This is a genomic window from Salinimicrobium sp. CAU 1759 (genome assembly GCF_054482715.1).
This window is the reverse complement of the sequence record NZ_JBTLRK010000001.1, coordinates 2102920-2119846: the sequence shown is the minus strand read 5'-3', so window position 1 is coordinate 2119846 and position 16927 is coordinate 2102920. Positions and strand designations below refer to the sequence as shown.

Annotated in this window: 15 protein-coding genes; 1 reads left to right on the top strand and 14 read right to left on the bottom strand. The window is 37.0% G+C overall.

Going from position 1 to position 16927, the window contains the following annotated elements; genetic code table 11:
• The first annotated feature begins 41 nt into the window (after positions 1-41).
• A complete protein-coding gene (locus ACXYMT_RS09535) occupies positions 42-788 on the top strand; it encodes a tyrosine-protein phosphatase (RefSeq protein WP_459058845.1) in 747 nt (248 codons plus the stop codon).
• Here the strand turns inward: ACXYMT_RS09535 and ACXYMT_RS09530 are convergent.
• The 14 genes from ACXYMT_RS09530 to ACXYMT_RS09465 form a co-directional block, all read right to left on the bottom strand.
• Entirely contained in the window at positions 785-3175 is a 2391-nt protein-coding gene (locus ACXYMT_RS09530) for a GumC family protein (protein WP_459058844.1), read from the bottom strand. The two genes, ACXYMT_RS09535 and ACXYMT_RS09530, sit on opposite strands and share 4 nt — an antisense overlap.
• 1 nt (position 3176) lies before the next feature.
• Positions 3177-3833 (bottom strand): polysaccharide biosynthesis/export family protein, encoded by a 657-nt coding sequence (locus ACXYMT_RS09525; RefSeq protein ID WP_459058843.1) that lies wholly within the window; start codon positions 3831-3833, stop codon positions 3177-3179.
• A gap of 147 nt (positions 3834-3980) precedes the next feature.
• Positions 3981-5966 (bottom strand): polysaccharide biosynthesis protein, encoded by a 1986-nt coding sequence (locus ACXYMT_RS09520; RefSeq protein WP_459058842.1) that lies wholly within the window; start codon positions 5964-5966, stop codon positions 3981-3983.
• 25 nt (positions 5967-5991) lie between these two features.
• Complete coding sequence (locus ACXYMT_RS09515) at positions 5992-7164, bottom strand: DegT/DnrJ/EryC1/StrS family aminotransferase (RefSeq protein WP_459058841.1); 1173 nt, start codon at positions 7162-7164, stop codon at positions 5992-5994.
• A gap of 285 nt (positions 7165-7449) precedes the next feature.
• Positions 7450-7881 carry a cupin domain-containing protein gene (locus ACXYMT_RS09510; RefSeq protein WP_459058840.1) on the bottom strand — a complete coding sequence of 144 codons (432 nt, stop codon included), beginning with the start codon at positions 7879-7881 and terminating at the stop codon, positions 7450-7452.
• Positions 7882-7950: 69 nt separating this feature from the next.
• Positions 7951-8502, bottom strand: a complete 552-nt coding sequence (locus ACXYMT_RS09505) for a sugar transferase (RefSeq protein ID WP_459058839.1) — start codon at positions 8500-8502, stop codon at positions 7951-7953.
• Positions 8492-9397 (bottom strand): NAD-dependent epimerase/dehydratase family protein, encoded by a 906-nt coding sequence (locus ACXYMT_RS09500; RefSeq protein ID WP_459058838.1) that lies wholly within the window; start codon positions 9395-9397, stop codon positions 8492-8494. The genes ACXYMT_RS09505 and ACXYMT_RS09500 overlap by 11 nt, the downstream gene beginning before the upstream one ends.
• Positions 9394-10530, bottom strand: a complete 1137-nt coding sequence (locus tag ACXYMT_RS09495) for a glycosyltransferase family 4 protein (RefSeq protein WP_459058837.1) — start codon at positions 10528-10530, stop codon at positions 9394-9396. Before ACXYMT_RS09495 ends, ACXYMT_RS09500 begins: the two co-directional genes overlap by 4 nt.
• A 9-nt stretch (positions 10531-10539) precedes the next feature.
• A complete protein-coding gene (locus ACXYMT_RS09490; protein ID WP_459058836.1) occupies positions 10540-11529 on the bottom strand; it encodes an EpsG family protein in 990 nt (329 codons plus the stop codon).
• Complete coding sequence (locus ACXYMT_RS09485; protein WP_459058835.1) at positions 11526-12380, bottom strand: polysaccharide deacetylase family protein; 855 nt, start codon at positions 12378-12380, stop codon at positions 11526-11528. The genes ACXYMT_RS09490 and ACXYMT_RS09485 overlap by 4 nt, the downstream gene beginning before the upstream one ends.
• Positions 12381-12383: 3 nt before the next feature.
• Positions 12384-13544: a hypothetical protein gene (locus ACXYMT_RS09480; protein ID WP_459058834.1), complete on the bottom strand. Its 1161-nt coding sequence runs from the start codon at positions 13542-13544 to the stop codon at positions 12384-12386.
• Entirely contained in the window at positions 13541-14608 is a 1068-nt protein-coding gene (locus tag ACXYMT_RS09475) for a glycosyltransferase (RefSeq protein WP_459058833.1), read from the bottom strand. Before ACXYMT_RS09475 ends, ACXYMT_RS09480 begins: the two co-directional genes overlap by 4 nt.
• Before the next feature lie 10 nt (positions 14609-14618).
• A complete protein-coding gene (locus tag ACXYMT_RS09470) occupies positions 14619-15812 on the bottom strand; it encodes a glycosyltransferase (protein WP_459058832.1) in 1194 nt (397 codons plus the stop codon).
• Positions 15809-16912, bottom strand: a complete 1104-nt coding sequence (locus ACXYMT_RS09465; RefSeq protein WP_459058831.1) for a glycosyltransferase — start codon at positions 16910-16912, stop codon at positions 15809-15811. The genes ACXYMT_RS09470 and ACXYMT_RS09465 overlap by 4 nt, the downstream gene beginning before the upstream one ends.
• Positions 16913-16927: the final 15 nt, after the last annotated feature.

Genomic DNA, 16927 nt, shown 5'->3' with positions numbered 1-16927 from the left:
TTAGAACTAAAATCAGTAATTTTATCTCATAATTACAAGACATGTTTAATTTTTTTCAGAAGAAGTATTTTCTAAAGGATCATCTTGAGGGTTTTATTGATATTCACAACCATATCTTGCCGGGAATTGATGATGGTGCTGCAGATGTAGAGGCATCTATTGATCTCATAAATGGCTTTCAACAGTTAGGGATCAATCATTTTATTGCTACCCCACATGTTATGAATGACTATTATCCTAATACTCCGGCTAGGATTGAAAAGGCCCGGATAGCTCTTACTACAGAACTAGAGCGCAGAGGAATGAAAGAAATTACAATCAAAGCGGCTGCCGAATACATGATGGACCAGGCTTTTCTTGAGCTTATAGAGAAAGAAAAGCTACTTACCTTGAAAGATAACATGGTGTTGGTTGAAATGTCCTATTTCCAGCCGCCAATAAATTTAAATGAGATCTTATTTAAACTTCAAACAGCACAATATAAGCCCGTATTGGCACATCCGGAACGATATGCTTTCTTTCATTCCAAATCTCTGAACAAGTACTCGGAATTAAAAGGCAGAGGCTGCTTATTCCAGCTAAATGTACTGAGTCTGGTTGGTCACTATGGCAAAAACATGCAGGAAATCGCTTATCGACTGCTGGAAAATGAAATGATCGATTTTATAGGAACTGACACCCATCAGCAGCGACACCTGGAAAAGCTTTCAGCTTCCCAGCTGACCAAAAAACAGCTGGAGCTCGTTCTTCCGGCAATCTGCCGAACAAAGGAAACTTTTACTTTTTAGTTCTTTCTAAAAGGTTTTTTGAGAAAGTCAAAAAATCCCTTTTTCTCCTCATCGGCTGAATAACCATATCCGTAGCCGTAGGAATAACCATATTTAGCGCCATAGGAGAATTTAGAATAATCTATATCATTAAGCACAATAGCTAAACCTTTGAGTTTTCCTTGTTGCTTTAGATCTTTAGGGAAGTCCAGCAACTTCTTTTCTGTATACCCAGCTCTTACGACATAAATTGTAGTATCAGCTAATTGACTAATAAGAAGTGTATCGGTAACTATCATCGTAGGTGCTGTATCTACAATAATAAAATCATAATTAGCCTTCTGGCCATTAATAAACTCTTCCATTCTATCATTCATCAACAGCTCTGCAGGATTTGGGGGTATGGCGCCCGAAAAAACTACGTCTACAGGAATATTATCCTGGTTCATAGGTTGAATAATATCCTCAGCCCTAATATCGCTATCATAGAGATAATCAGATAAACCTTTAGTCTCCAAAGTCCCTCCTGCGAATTTATGAAGCCTTGGATTACGTACATCAGCCCCAATAAGTAAAATTCTTTTGCCGGTACTCGAAAGTGTACGGGCAAGGTTAAAAGAAACAAATGTTTTTCCTTCACCTTTAATTGTGGAGGTCACAAAAAGAACTTCTGCTTTCTCTTTATTTCTGGATTGCACTAAATAAGCAAGATTTGTCCGTAAAATCCTAAAAGACTCTGCGAGAGGAGAACGATCATTCAACTGGATCATCTCAGCTTCCTCCTTATGGATTCGTGGAATCTCCCCTAGGAATGGCACGTATTTTATTAGAGGCTGAAGTTCCCCTTTGTGATGCACTTTAGTGTCAAGATAAGTAATAGAAAAAATAACGAGGAGCGGAATTATTAATCCTATTACCCCTCCTCCGGTAAGAATAAGCCAGGGCTTAGGGTCTACCGCTTCGGGCAGTGTATAAGCAGGATCAATAACTTTAGCAACAGGAGATGTAGCTGCAAAAGAAATTGCTGATTCCTCCCTTCTCTGCAGGAGAAATAGGTATAATTCTTCTTTGATCTCCTGTTGGCGCTCAATACTCCTTATCCCCTTTTCTAGTCCGGGAAAAGTACTGAACAGACCTTCTGCAGTTTGATCCAGCTGATTAAGCTCACGTAGTTGTATACGGATAGAACTACGAGTTTGCTCAATATTCCTGAGAATATTTTCTTTTAGTGCATCTAACTGCTCAGTAAGGGTTTCTACAACAGGGTTTTGAAGGGTCCCTGTCTTCAGATAGGCATTTCTCTGCAGAACCAATTCATTATATTGGCCAACAGCACTGACCATTCCTTCCTGTTCAAGGCCTACACCTTCCGGCAAAAGCTGATAAGGTTTGGCTGAAAGCAACGTAATTTCAATATCTTCCAAGACCATCAACTGAGTTTCCAGAGTAAAAATCTTTTGTTCGGCCATGCTAGACTTAGACATATACTCACTAGCACTGCTCGAGACATCCATGAATCGGTTCTCGATCTTAAATTCTGCAATCCCACCTTCTACAGAATCCAGTTCCTGAGAAATAAGTTCCAGGCGTTTTTGAATAAATTCAGATGTATTCTCTGCTACCTGTCTTTTATCAGCAACTCCTTCCGCATTAAAATGAACCATAAGGGCGTTAAGAAAATCCCTTGATTTCTCAGGTATTTCCCCAGTTATGGAGAGAGATAAAATATCCTGGGCTTTGCCTTGAGGTGCCACTGTCATATTAGAAATATAATCATTGGCCACTTCACGTAAAGGACGTACCACAATATTAATAGTACTGTTCGTGTTAATCCCGGTTCTTTCTGGAGCAATAAGAAAACGTAGATCTCCTATAGTGACAGGTTGCCCAAAGTCATAAGTCCCGGAAAATCCATCTTCGGATTCCAGCCGGAATTGCGTTGAAGATCTGGGAGTTACCCAAAGATTAAGAGAAGATTCATGAACAATACTTTTCTCTGTCAAAAATTCTATACTAACCGGATTATTTTCGTAGGCCTCCACCGCAATCACTTTTCCTTCGAGAAAATAGGTGATATTCAGATCCAATTCATCGATAACGCCCTCAACCAGACGCTTAGATTTTAATGTGACAATCTGGTTTTCAAGAGATTTATCATCTATAGCAAGAATAGACGATCCACCCGATGGAAGTGCATCTACAACATTATTCTTCTCTTCATTGAGAATCATCATGGATGCTTGGGAAGCATAAACCGGCAAAGTGTACCGATTATACAAATAAGCTATAAACAAACCAAGAAAACAACCAAATAAGAGCCATTTCCAGTATTTTAAATATTTAAAGATCTCCGCCTTTAGATCAATATTCGTCTCTTCCTTTTCCGAAAACTCTTGGAGTTCTTCCATCTTATCTGCTAAAAAGTATAAATAAACTAAGCGCGCTGGTTACAATAGAAACCATTCCCTGCCAACTCGTAATAAATCCGGCCGACTTTACCTTTCTGTAGGTGGGTTCCACATATACAATATCATTTTGCTTTAAGTAATAAAAAGGGTTTTGAAAAATATCTACACTGGTAAGGTCCAGTATCTCATACTTCAATTCATCGTCCACTTGCCGTATTACCAATATTTTGTCTCTCTGGCCGTCGTAGGAAATATCACCAGACATTGCTAAAGCCTGGGGTACTGAAATTCTTTCATCTACAACATCTATAACCCTACTTCCAGTCTCACCCATGACCGTGACTTTAAAGTTCACAATACGAACTCTTACCACTGCATCTTTTAAATATTTCCCGCGGAGTTCTGAAGTCAATTCCTCTTGCAGTTCTTCCCTGGTCTTACCTGCCACGTGGATTTCCCCCAACACCGGGAAATTTATATTTCCTTGAGGATCAACCAAATAACCTGTGAGTACCGCATTACTACCTCCGCTTCCACCGGCTCGATTATTCAGATTTATTTGGAAAGGTACCGCCAATTCCTCATTCATTGAGGATACATCTATTTTTAAAACATCATTAACCTCAATCCGGGCTTTAAAATCTTGAGGCTTCGCCATATTATTCAGTCTTTCATAATCCTGAAAATAAACTATTTCTTTTCTTGTAGAGCAAGAGCAAATTAATGTTATTCCAAAAATGAAAACAAGAAATTTCGAAAAGTACTTTTGAAGGTTGAAAAAGTTCTGGGGACTTATTTTACTCATTTAACTAATTTTCTTCTGATTTGAATGTAAAATGGGATCTTTATCTAGACTTTCAAAGGTAGAATTGTTACTTTTGAATTCCGGAACAAGAAATTTCAATTTTGCCACTACCTTATGGCTTTTGAGTTCATTTGCCGATTTGATGATTTTTTCCACCAGTTTATTGATCTCTTCATAGTTCCCGGGCTGATCTATGGCAATCATGATCTTTTTATGGTGCGTTGGCAAAGTTCTACTTTTTTCACTCAACAATTCCTCATAAAGTTTTTCTCCCGGACGAAGGCCGGTGATCTTGATCCCTATCTGCTTATCAGGAACGTATCCCGCCAATTTTATCATTTTTATCGCCAGATCCATTATTTTCACAGGTTCACCCATGTCGAAAATAAATATCTCTCCGCCCTTTCCCATGGCTCCCGCCTCTAAAACAAGTTGACAGGCTTCGGGAATGGTCATAAAATACCTAATAATGTCAGGATGTGTAATTGTTACAGGACCGCCTTTCTCAATTTGCTTCCTGAACAAAGGAACAACTGAACCATTAGAACCCAAAACATTTCCGAAGCGAGTAGTAATAAATTTTGTTCTTTTTGTTTCTCCGGCACAAGCTGAATGATAAAGCGATTGGACATACATTTCTGCCGCCCGTTTTGAGGCTCCCATCACATTTGTAGGATTTACAGCCTTGTCTGTAGATACCATTACAAAATGCCCTACCTCATACTGTACTGCAAGATCTGCAAGGTTTTTTGTTCCCAAAATATTGACGAATACCGCTTCGTGAGGATTGGCCTCCATTAAGGGAACGTGTTTATAAGCCGCAGCATGGTAGATCACGTCTACCTGATTTCTTTTTAAAAGTAACTCAAGCCGCTTCCTGTTGCTCACATCGCAAATAATACATTTATAACTTAAATCCGGAAATTTCGTCTGAATCTCCAGCTGCAGGTTATGAAGAGGCGTTTCCGCCTGGTCAAGGATCAGCAAGAGTTCAGGATTATATTCCGCCACCTGACGTACGATCTCACTTCCAATAGAACCGGCACCCCCTGTTACCAAAATAGTTTTACCAGTTAATTGTTGTTTTTTATTTTCCTTATTCAGAAGAATAGGCTCTCTGTCCAACAGATCCTCGATCTGGAGAGATTTGACCTTGTGCGAAACCGACTTTTCATCCTCGTAATGGGAAACAATCGGAGCGTTAAATACTTTAATATTGTGCTCAAGGCAATCCTCAACAACCGCAAACTTTTCCTCGGCCGTGAGTGTGTTTTCCGAAAGTATTAGGGCATTCGCTCCTAGAGCTATAACTTCTTCACTAATCTTCAGACCGTTATAAACCACGGGCTTACCAAGGATCCTAATATTTCTTCTAGTATTATCATTAGTTATAAAGCCCCTTATATCGAATCTTTTAGGATGTTCGATTTCTAAAGCTCCTGCAATTGAAATTGCATTTTCATCAGCTCCGAAAATGACGGCTTTTTGTAAATTTTGATTTCTTTGAGTTCGCTTGAAATATTCATAAACCTGTTTTACTGAAAGGCGAAAAAGAAATAAGAGTGAAAAAGAAACCAGAAAATAAAAAATTAATCCCGCGACGAGATAAATTTTTTCCCCAATAAGAAAAAAGGTCAAATAATTTACTGCCAAAAGAGTGATAAATGTACTAAAGCAGGCAAGCATGATCTTTAATGCATCGACATAGGAAGAATGTCTAATAAGACCGGAATAGGTTCTAAAAATAAAAAAGAAAAATGTATTAACCACAACTACGAGGATCATCCGCTGTGGTAGAGACAATAGGTTATAGAATTGAGAAGTCAGGTCCTGAAGTGCCATTACTGTAAGAATAACAGAAACTACAATAATGGAAATATCAATACCCAAAATTGCCCACCTGGGCAGGTATTTAATATTTCGAATATCCAAACGATTTTCGGAGGATAATATTTGCTGAAGGGCGCTGTTTAATTTTTTACCCATATACTTTGTGATTTGGAATAATCTATTACTGCATAAAATTTTTTATCGCAGTACTTATTCTGTTCTTCTCCTCTTCTCTCAGGTTTGAACCTGAAGGAAGACATAGCCCGTTTTCAAAAGCTGCCGCGGCAATTCCGTTTCCGTAAAAAGGAGCATCTTTAAAAACAGGCTGCAGGTGCATTGGTTTCCATATGAGCCGACTCTCAATGTTCTCTTTTTCAAGATGCAATCTAAGTGCCTCCGGATCAAAGGCTTTCCTGCATTTAGTTTTTATGACGCTGAGCCAATGATTGCAAAAGTAATTATTTTCAGGTTCTTTTAATACTTTCACTTCCGGAATGTCTTTAAATATCTCCTGGTAAAATTTATTCATAGCTCTACGAGCCTGCACATGCCTGTCCAGAACCTGCATTTGTCCCCTGCCAATGCCCGCACTTATATTACTCATTCTGTAGTTGTATCCAATCTCACTATGTTGATAGTGCGGTGCCTGATCCCGTGCCTGTGTAGCCAGAAAGATTGCTTTTTCCTTTTGTCGCAGCTCTTTAGTTACAAGAGCCCCTCCGCCCGAAGTCGTAATAATCTTATTTCCATTAAAGGATAAAATAGCCATATCTCCAAAGGTGCCGCATTTTCTCCCGTTCCAAGAACTCCCCAAAGCCTCGGCACTATCTTCGATGACGGGAATGTCATAGCGCTTTGATATTTCCTCAATTTCATCCACTTTATAAGGCATTCCGTACAAATGGACGGCAATCAACGCTTTAGGCTTTTTCCCTTTGGATATCCTGTCCTTTATAGCTATTTCAAGTTCTTGTGGACAAAGGTTCAGAGTCTGCTTCTCACTGTCTATAAAAACTGGTACCGCGCCTACATAGGTGATCGAATATGCAGAAGCTGCAAAAGTTAAACTTTGACAAAGTACTTCATCTCCCTGCTTTACTCCAAGCAGAATAAGTGCCAGATGGAGGGCTGCTGTGCCGGAACTGAGGGCTGCTACCTCCCCCTGTACCCTCCCATAGGACAGGTTTCCAGCTAGAGCATTATCAGAAAATAAATAGTTTTTAAGATCCTGTTCAAAACCGGCTACATTAGGCCCAAATGGAGCTATCCAGTTTTCTTCAAAGGCCGTATTTACAAAATTTTGTTCCATTCCACCCATATGGGGGGAAGAAAGCCATATTCTATTTTTGCTCATTTACTTCTCAATATAGTCAATGACACCAGCCCCAATTTTCCAACCACTACGACAAACACTGGGGCTTCCTCAATGATCTTTTTCCCAAAAGTTCTTGTTTGGCAAGCTAACGAAAGCCCAATGTTTCTTTCAAAAGAGCATCATCGCACCCAGGACTGCTGAACAACCCCGCGCAGCAGTAATATTCACACATGAACCATCTTTCTGGACACGCTATCCTGTCATACCTCCTAAGTCCTCCAGTCTATTTACAAAAAATGCTTTTAATGTTAGTAAAGGAATTATTTACATAAACGACTCAAAATACCATCTTTCCTTACTAAATCTATAGTCGTCTTTTAAAGATTCTTCCAGTGTGAAGTTAGAGAAAACTACAAGTTTTGAATCCGGAATTATAGATTTTATACCTGAAATGTAGCCACCGGGGATATAAAGAACATCCCCGTCTTCTTCTTTTAAAATGTATTCTGAAAGAGGTAAATTGTGAGAAGGATTTTTCCAATTATCCGGCTCAATAAGCAAAATTTTGACAGCACCACGCACCACATTGATCCAATTTTGCTCATTTTTATGGCCGTGCCAGGCCCTGAACGCTGAGGGCTTAATGGTAAAATACCTTTTAACCTCCGTCAGATCAAAGTCATTGTTGTATATCAGTTCGCCCCTTTGATCTGCATATTTTTTCCCTTTGATCAATATTGGTATTTTATCTTTCATAGGTGCTTTATTTCAGTTGGAAACAGGAATCGTTAAAATCAAACTGATCCCGAGTGGGCAAAATCATTTTCAATGTGCAACTCCCTTGCTTCCCAAAACCGAAGTAAAAGTAAGCACTATTATTTCCAAATCAAACCAAAAAGATTTTCGCTCCAGGTATTCTTTTTCCAGGTTCACCTTCTCCTTTATAGAAATTTCGTCCCGGCCGTTAACTTGCGCCCAACCGGTAATACCGGGGGTTAATTTATCCACCCCGGCGGCCAACCTTAAAGCCATCAGGTCCTCCTGATTGTAAAGTGCGGGACGGGGACCTACAAATACCATTTCGCCTTTGATGATGTTTATCAAATTTGGCAGTTCGTCCAAACTTAGCTTTCGAAGTATTCTACCAGACTTTAAAACATACTGGTCCGGATTTTCAAGCAAATCGGTCGCCACATTGGGCGTGTTCTTTTTCATACTACGGAACTTATATATCTGAAAGAAAGTATAATCCGCACCTACCCGTTTTTGCTTAAAAAATACCGGGAATCCATCCTCAATCCATATCGCAAGGGAGATTAGGAGAAAAACAGGTAATAAGAGCAGTAGTAATAATAAAGCAATCAGTCTATTCAACATTCGCAAATGATTTTATAGTTTTCAGTAATCCTTCCCGGGTTTTTAAGGGTAAAGGTTTTCCTACTGCTTTTTTAATTTTGGAATTGTCCACAACATACGATTCTGTAAGTTTTTTTAAACGCTCTGAATTTAACGGTAAATTGAAAATGTCCCCTGCTTTAGAAATATTCTTAATCAAACCGGCAGGCACATTTAAAATACGTGCCTTTTTCCCCCGGGCGGCCGCGATCACCTTAATTAAATCAATAGTGGAAATTGCTTCTTCATCAGCGATATTATAGATACCTGAGGGTATGTCTTTATTTTTTAGGAGCTCACCGGTTATAAAGGCAAGATTGTCCATAGAGCAAAAAGACCGCCGGTTATCAAAAGCACCAAGTGGCCAGGGTATTCCTTTACTAGCAGTTTTATACAAAAGGTTTAAATTTCCTTTGTTTCCAGGACCGTGGATCATACAAGGGCGAAGGATAAACAGTCGCCTGCCGGGAGGTAAAGACCTGGAAAGCAAGTATTCCTCAGCCCTTAGTTTTGATTTGCCGTAAGGCGTTGAAGGCAACGGTTCCTCTTTTTCTGTAAGAACGTCCTCCACGGTATCTGCCACTGCCTTAACGGAAGAAAGGTATATAAAATCAGGTATGTCAGATTCTAAGTAGGCTTCAAAAACCTGTCTTGTAAGCCCTGTGTTTACCTGATAATAGGTTTCCTCTGAAGAAGTATTGGCAGTATCGTGAGCCTTTCCGGCAAGATGGATCACCGCGGCTGCCGACTTAGGAAAGTTTTTTTTCCAGTCGCTCTTGCGCATGGACAAGGGTATCGTCTGTTTACCCTTTTCTTCAAAATATCGAATTAGGTTTTGACCTACAAAGCCTGAAGCTCCAGTGATAATTACTTTCATTTTTCTCTTGAAATCAAATCGTTGTAAATTTCAATATGTTTTGAAATTACATTTTTTACATCAAATTCCCTCTCTGCCTTCCTTCTCGACATTTCCCCCATCTTAACAATTAAATCAGGATTTAACACTAGCTTTTCTATTGCATCTGATAACTCCTTAACGGAATATACGGGAACTTTAAAACCATTAAAGCCTTCATCTACACATTCTCTGCAACCTATGGCATCTGTTGTTATTATTGCCTTTCCTGCAGCACATCCTTCAATTAATGTTTTTGGCATTCCCTCCCTGTAGGATGGCAGAACAACTATGTGGGCATCCTCATAAACTGCTACCATATCTTTTTGGTAACCAAGCCATTTTACATATTCCCCGTTCTCCCAAGCTTTCAAATAGGTTGCAGAAACGCCAGCCTTATTCTCTTCATCAGCAAGTCCCACTAAAATAAATTGTATTTTATTAAAGTATTTTTCTTTTAAGATATCAGAAGCTTCTTTTAATTCTTTTACCCCTTTGTCCCACAGCATCCTTATAGGAAGAAGAATTTTAATCCGTTGAAATGAAGGAAATTCACTCTTTTTAAATTTATCTAAATCTACTCCTGAGCCTTTTATTCTAACAATTTTATTTCTTGGCTTTACTACTCCCAAAGCAGTTAGTTCATCCTGATCATCCTGGTTTTGAAAAATCACTGTGAGATTATCTCTGTTAAAGCTTTTTTTCATTAATAGAAGCATTGCTTTTTGCACAAGACTTTGTCTGTCACCGGTAAAATTATATCCTAATCCACTTACTGCATTCACCACCCCATTAATTTTTAAATGTTTAGCAACCAATGACCCATAAATTACCGGCTTTAAGGTGATATGGTGTACTACATCAGGCTCTATCTTTTTATACAAATCTTTGAATTTTTTTAAAGTATTCAATTCTTTCAAAAGGTTTGTACCGGATCTGGAAAATTTAAAGTCTATAAATTTAATACCGTGCCCAATAATTTCGTTTGATCTTCCTGTATCCTCTGTAGCTACGTGTACATCCCAACCTTGCTTGACCGCCTCTTGTGCAATACCTAAACGGTGTGATATAAAAAACCAATCAACATTAACAACAAGCAATAATTTTTTTATCATTATATTTTTTTAAAAAAAGTAAAAGTTATAAGGGATAAAGCATTTGGTGTACTCAGAAAAACTGAACCAAATTATAAAATAACCAACACTTATAGCATAAACAAATTTCATAGCATTCGGCTTGACAAGACCAAGCTTATAGTTTCTAATTAAGATTAAACACACTATTGGAAGGAAATAATAATTGAATCTGTGCAGTGCTATAGAGTTCACTATTCCCAGTGCTATTCCTACAATTGCAACTGTTAGGCCCAGGTAGTAAAGATTTTTGTTCTCTTTTTTTAGACCAATTTTTATGATGACTAAAGTGATAAAAAATCTCAGCCAGGCACCTGCACTAGCACTGGAGCCCTCCAAATACCTTGTGTCATATTTTTCTATAGTATCGGTCATAATACTTGATGTCAAACCATATAGGCATAAAAGTACTATCAAAAAAATGTGAATTTTTTTTAACCTTACCAAAAAAGGTAATATGAAACCCATTGCCAAAACAGAAATATGAAAGGTAGCTGCTATAAAAATTAAAATCACAAATTTTAAAAAATGCTTTTGGTCTCCGAAAACATAAATTGAGGTTGCATAAATAAGGATACATACAGCTACAAACTGCCTCAAACCAGATAATCCTAATTGGACTAAAATCATTTGAAAAATAAAAACTAAAAAACCAAGATATTTGATTTTTTGTTGCGCTTTAAATAAAAGTGAAATACCCAGAACACCGGCAATTACCGTGTACATTTGATATCCCCAATTATTTATGTGAGTTAAGTATTCTATAAAATACCAACTTATCTCTCCTTTTGATTTAAGAAATGCATTCTCAACATCAAAATTCAGATATCTTTGTAGGTATCCCCAGTAATCACAACCTACCTCACCTTTTAAGGTAATCATCCCGAGAATGATGACATGTGGGATAAATGAAGTTAAGCGATCATACCTTTTAGTTGAAAAAATTAGTAAAATGAGTAAAATTAAAATATAAAAAATCATTTTTCTGGATCATCAATTTCTGATAATTTATAACTCGATACTGATTTTTCCTGCATTTTAATTTTATTATAATAACTCAAAAAAATATCTAATTGATTAAAACCATGTGGCTTCTTGATAATGTTATGAGGATGAAACCATATATGATATATTCCCCCTCTTTTTATACATCGACTCATTTCCCGCTTTAAAAGCATTAAATAAAACCTGCTTACTGTCCTACCTAAAATGGAAGGCGAAAAAAAACGAAAAAACCGACTATCAGAGACCTCGGTGACACCGAACCGGCTTTTGACAATAACATCTCTGTTTAAAGGTATTAACTCATAAAACCTAACAAGGTATTTTTTAAGTTTATTTTCACGGGTATATTTACTGGTTTTTAAATACCATTGAGGTAAAACTGAACGCGTGTGAGTGTAATTCTGGTCGCTTAGAATCTTAAGGCTTTTATAACTGTATTGATTTCGAGGAAAGACAATAGATTTAAATCTAATTCCTTTTTGTAAAGATATTTTTTCCATCTCAGAAATATCTTTTTCAAACATATCAGCGGAAACTTCTTCACAAAAAAGATGTGAATAGGTATGAGATGCTATTTCTACTAAATCATTTTTAACAAGGTTCTTTGAAATCCAATTAAACTGCTTTTTAGTAGTATCCCTTTCCTGGCTATTTTCAAATAACTTCCCTACCGTAGCCCAGGTTGTCTTTACATTATGTTTTTCAAATAAACTGATAAGTCTATCCAAACCTTCTAATACTTCTGACTTTTCCAACGGATCTTTGCTATTTGTATAGCCCCAATCTAATTCAAAATCAATACTTATTAAAATTCCCTTTTGCCCCATTAGTTACCCCCTTGTAAATTTTTTCAGACTATTAATAAAGTCAAAAACAAAAGGTTTTAGATCATGGCGATCATAAACCGCGTAGCTATTTTTAGTATTATCTGGCATATTTAATTTTTCCTTTTTACCGCCCCGCATTCTTAATTTTATAAATAAATCCTTATAAAGATACCGCCAGACCACCTTATTTACTGATTTTGGAAACCTTGACAAGTCAAGATCCTTTTTGTCTTCTCTTAAACCATTTATCCAATGAGCAACAAAATAACATCCCGCAGTTGTTGTTGCTCCAAACCATAGACCTGGTCTGGTGTTTACCTCAATAAGATAAGTCTTCTTGCGTTTATCACAATATTTAGTTTCTAATGCAAAGAAGCCGGAGTAACCCGTTTTCTCAACTAATGTTTCAGTGATTCTTTCTAATTCCTCATCAACAGTCTCCACTACAAGAGTTGCCGAACCAAAACCATATGGGTACTGCCTGTATTTTATTCCAACCCAACACCCATGGTTTATACTTGCATTAGTTGCTATTGTGCCTAAAACCTTTATGTTGGATTCCTCTCCTATGATTACTTCCTGAATTAACAACTCTACTCCTGATAATTGATCTATCATATCGAATGCCATCCATTCTTCTTCATTGTTAATCAACCATCCCTTTTTCCCTTGCATTATGTGAGCCAATCCTGTTCTGTTGCTTGGTTTAACGAAAACAGGGAAATCTAATGATTTTAAATCAGGAAAAATGTCTTTTTTTGGGGTGAAGACTACGGATGCCGGATAGTTAAGCCCAACTTTCTCTGAGGTTTTTAAGAGCTCAAATTTATCGGCTAATAAATTATAAACTCCATTAAGATATGTTAGGTTAGTCTTAAAATTGGTTCCTCTAAAGATATCGCTGTTTTCATTTATAAAAGCAATCCATTCATCACTGGTGGGGCAAACATAGTAAGTAAAACCATCATTCAAAAGCTCATTTTTAAATTTCAGCAAAAGTTGTTCTTCGGTTAAAACCTCAGTGCTTTCAAAATATTTTGAGTAATATCCCGCTCCCTTTTTGAAATCAAATGCCTTACATTTAATATTTAACAAATAGGCTTCCTTCCCAACATATTTCGCTGTTGGTGATAAACCCAGAACAATAATTTTTTCGTAAATCATTTCGTGATGTCTATAATTTGTGCTTCCAACTGTTTTGCAATTTTTTCTTTATTAAATGAGGTTTCAATATGGTTATAATTTGATTTTCTAATCTTATCGTGTACCTGAAAATTTTCATTTAGAACTCGAAGATAATTATACCAGTCTTCCGAGTCATTACAGAGAAAACCTGTAGTATTATGTTTTATTAAATCTTGATTATAACCAATATTACTAACAACTGGAATTAAACCACTGGCCATATAAGTTCGTGCTTTACCCCCACATTTGCCCTTAGACCAATTTGTCATTGGTAATGGCATCAAACCAATATCGCTTATTTTTAAATACTCTGCCTCTATTTCTTTAGACCAGGCAAAACAGTTAGATCTAAACGCATAATTCAAATTAGGGTCGCCTCCAACGATATTAATTTCCAAGCCTACTTCTTCCTGAATCCTTTTTAAAGGTTTTTCTATGAGTTTTAAATATTTTGAGGTTGTCGGTGATCCCAACCACAATGCCTTCATTGGACGGTTCTTGGGTCTTGTGATTGATTTGAATTGAATTGTTTCAGCTACATCAATATGAACCGCTCTTTTTGCACCCAACTTTACACATTCATCCCTTATCCAGGCATTACCGGCTATTACCAAATCTGACTTAGAAACAATACGTTTAACTCTTGCTGCCTTATTCCATTTGAAGGGATTATTGCTGTTTTCTTTGTTTATAAATAATGCATCGTCCAAATCCAGAATGAGCTTAGATCCTAATAACTTAAATAAGTTTTCTGCCCATAAAGGTCCAAAAGCAAAGATCTCGCGCTGCATGTATATCACATCTGCATTGAGATTTGTTAGAATAAAGAAGGTTCTTCTAAAATAATCTTTAAGCCCTAAGAAGATCTTTTTTAATATTCCACCTCCGGTATACATCAACCGGAAACTCTGATCACTTAAAAGGGACTGCACCTTAAAATCTATACTTTCAAAACAATCTATATATTGGTATACCCTGTATCTACTGGAAGCCCCTTTTTCTGGATACTTGGTTAAAAAAAGAACTTTTACTGATTTTTTCACTGAAGAAAATTTAAACTATGTTGCTATAGATAGATTTATATTTTTTTACACCGGAGTCCAATGAAAATATTGCTTCTGCAGTAGCTCTACATCGTTTAGCAATATCATCTTGGCGAATAAGCTGCATAAAGTTGTCACAGGCTATCTTAATATCTGCTTTACTTTCAGAAACTAATAATTCTCCTACATTTTGCTCAACAACGATCTTATCAACATCCCCTACGCCTGAATTTGTTAGGACCGGAACACCAGTTCCGAGTATTTCGGCCATCCTTGTAGGAGCCGAACCTAACTTGGAAATATTCGCTGTAAAGAAAAACATTGAACCCTGATGCTTCGACAGTCTATCCGGCATATTTTTAAATAATACAGATTCGACATGTATCCTGTTGCTCCACTTATTATCAGGATCTATTTTCAGCATCAGTTCGTTTTTATTATCGCGTGTTAAAAGCTCAAAATTAACATTAGAATAGTGGGAACCTACATAATCAATTACATCTCTCATCACGTCTATTTTAAACCAGCCGCTCAACATGGAACCAACGCAACTTAAAGTAATAGTCTCTTGTGGGAATTCACGATCCTTTAATTGAAAGCGCTCTAGATCTGCACAGGTAGGTATCACAAAGGTTTTTCGCTTTAAAGATAAGTCCGGGTGGATCTTATCCAGATATTCTACAGCAGCATGTGTTAGAGACACAACAGCAAAGGCATGCTGCAAACATTTTTTTTCTAATTTCTTGATCAGCTTCCAGGGAATACTTTTGTGTTTTAGCCTGCCGGCCTCCACCAGTTCTTCAGGCCATAATGCTCTCATATCAAAGATAAAGGGGATTTTCTTTATGTAGTAAATTAGTAATGCTATAAAGCCCGGATAATAGGACCTTGCATGAATACAGTTGATTTTTTGATCTCTACAAATTTTTAGGGCCTGAAAGAACAATTCAATCCATCCAATTATAACCCCTAAGGATCTAAAAGTTTCACGATAAACTAAAGGCCTCCAGTAAATATTGTTTTTTTTACAAATAGCTTTTATATCTGCCAAATGTTCGGTATTTTTAATATCTTCTGCTTTTTCGAAACTTATAATATTAATTGAGTATTCTTTAGATAACGGCACCAAATAAGACAGTATTTGACTTTGACCCAAGGGCTCCAGCAACCCGTTTCTGGTTATAAATAATATATTTTTTGTCATTTAAAAGAATTAAAAATCTCCAAATAAAATTTGGTTACTGACGACGGGGAATAGAACGCAGCTCTCTGTTTTAAAATCTCTTTTGGAAAAGGTTGTTTTACAGCTTTAAGCATTGTATTTGCTAATTCCTCAACATTATTTACTGATGCCAAATAACCAAAGTTTCCCCCATCTAAAATTTCCTTTGGTCCGTAAGGGCAGTTTGTAGCCACAACGGTGCAACCTTCTGCAAGGGCTTCCACTATCACATTGCCAAAGCCTTCAGAGTCTGAACTCAGAACAAAGCTGTCAGCAATTCTGTAATACGGCCCGCAATGTTTTTTAAAACCTGTAAAAAGAACTTTGTCGCGAATGCCTAAAGATTCCGTTAAAGCTTTAAGATTATCAGACTCAGGACCATCCCCCACTATGAGTAAAGTCGCATATACTTCTTTGGAAACCATTTTAAAAGCTCTTAATAAAAGTGGAATATTTTTCACCTTTTTAAGCCTTCCCAAAGATAAAAAAATATGCCCCTTGAGTTGATCCTTTAATGATTCAGAAATAGAATCCCCGGCAGTTGTAGCATCTAATTTTACGGGATTAGGAATGGAGATCAATTTTGGGCTTTTATAACCAGCAAGGTCTTGTATCTCCGATTTTAATCCTTCAGAAACGCATACAAGTTTATCGCATAATTTGAGGGTGATCTTTAAGCTCCATTTTAAAAAAATCTGATAAAATTTGCTCTTTTTTTGAGTTTGATATTTTAATGATCCATGTTCTATACAAATTACTTTGGGGCTCTTTGATTTGAGTTTTAACGTAATTGCGGTCAAAAAAGTGAGAGGCCAGAGGCTCACGAGAATAATATCCGGTTTTTGGAGATGGTTATATAAACTGTTTAGTTTTATAGGGAATTGCCGGACCTTTTTAGCGTTTAAGTTGACCAATTGAAAATCTTTTTCTACCAAGTCCTGAAAACCTCCTTCTGTTAATCTTCTAACAATAAATCTTACCTCAAAATTAGCCGTCTTAAATTGTTCTGCCAGTAAAAGCATCACTTTTTCAGCACCACCAATGGCCAGGTTAGGAAGTATAATATCAATGGTCTTTTTCATTAATCTTAATCGAAA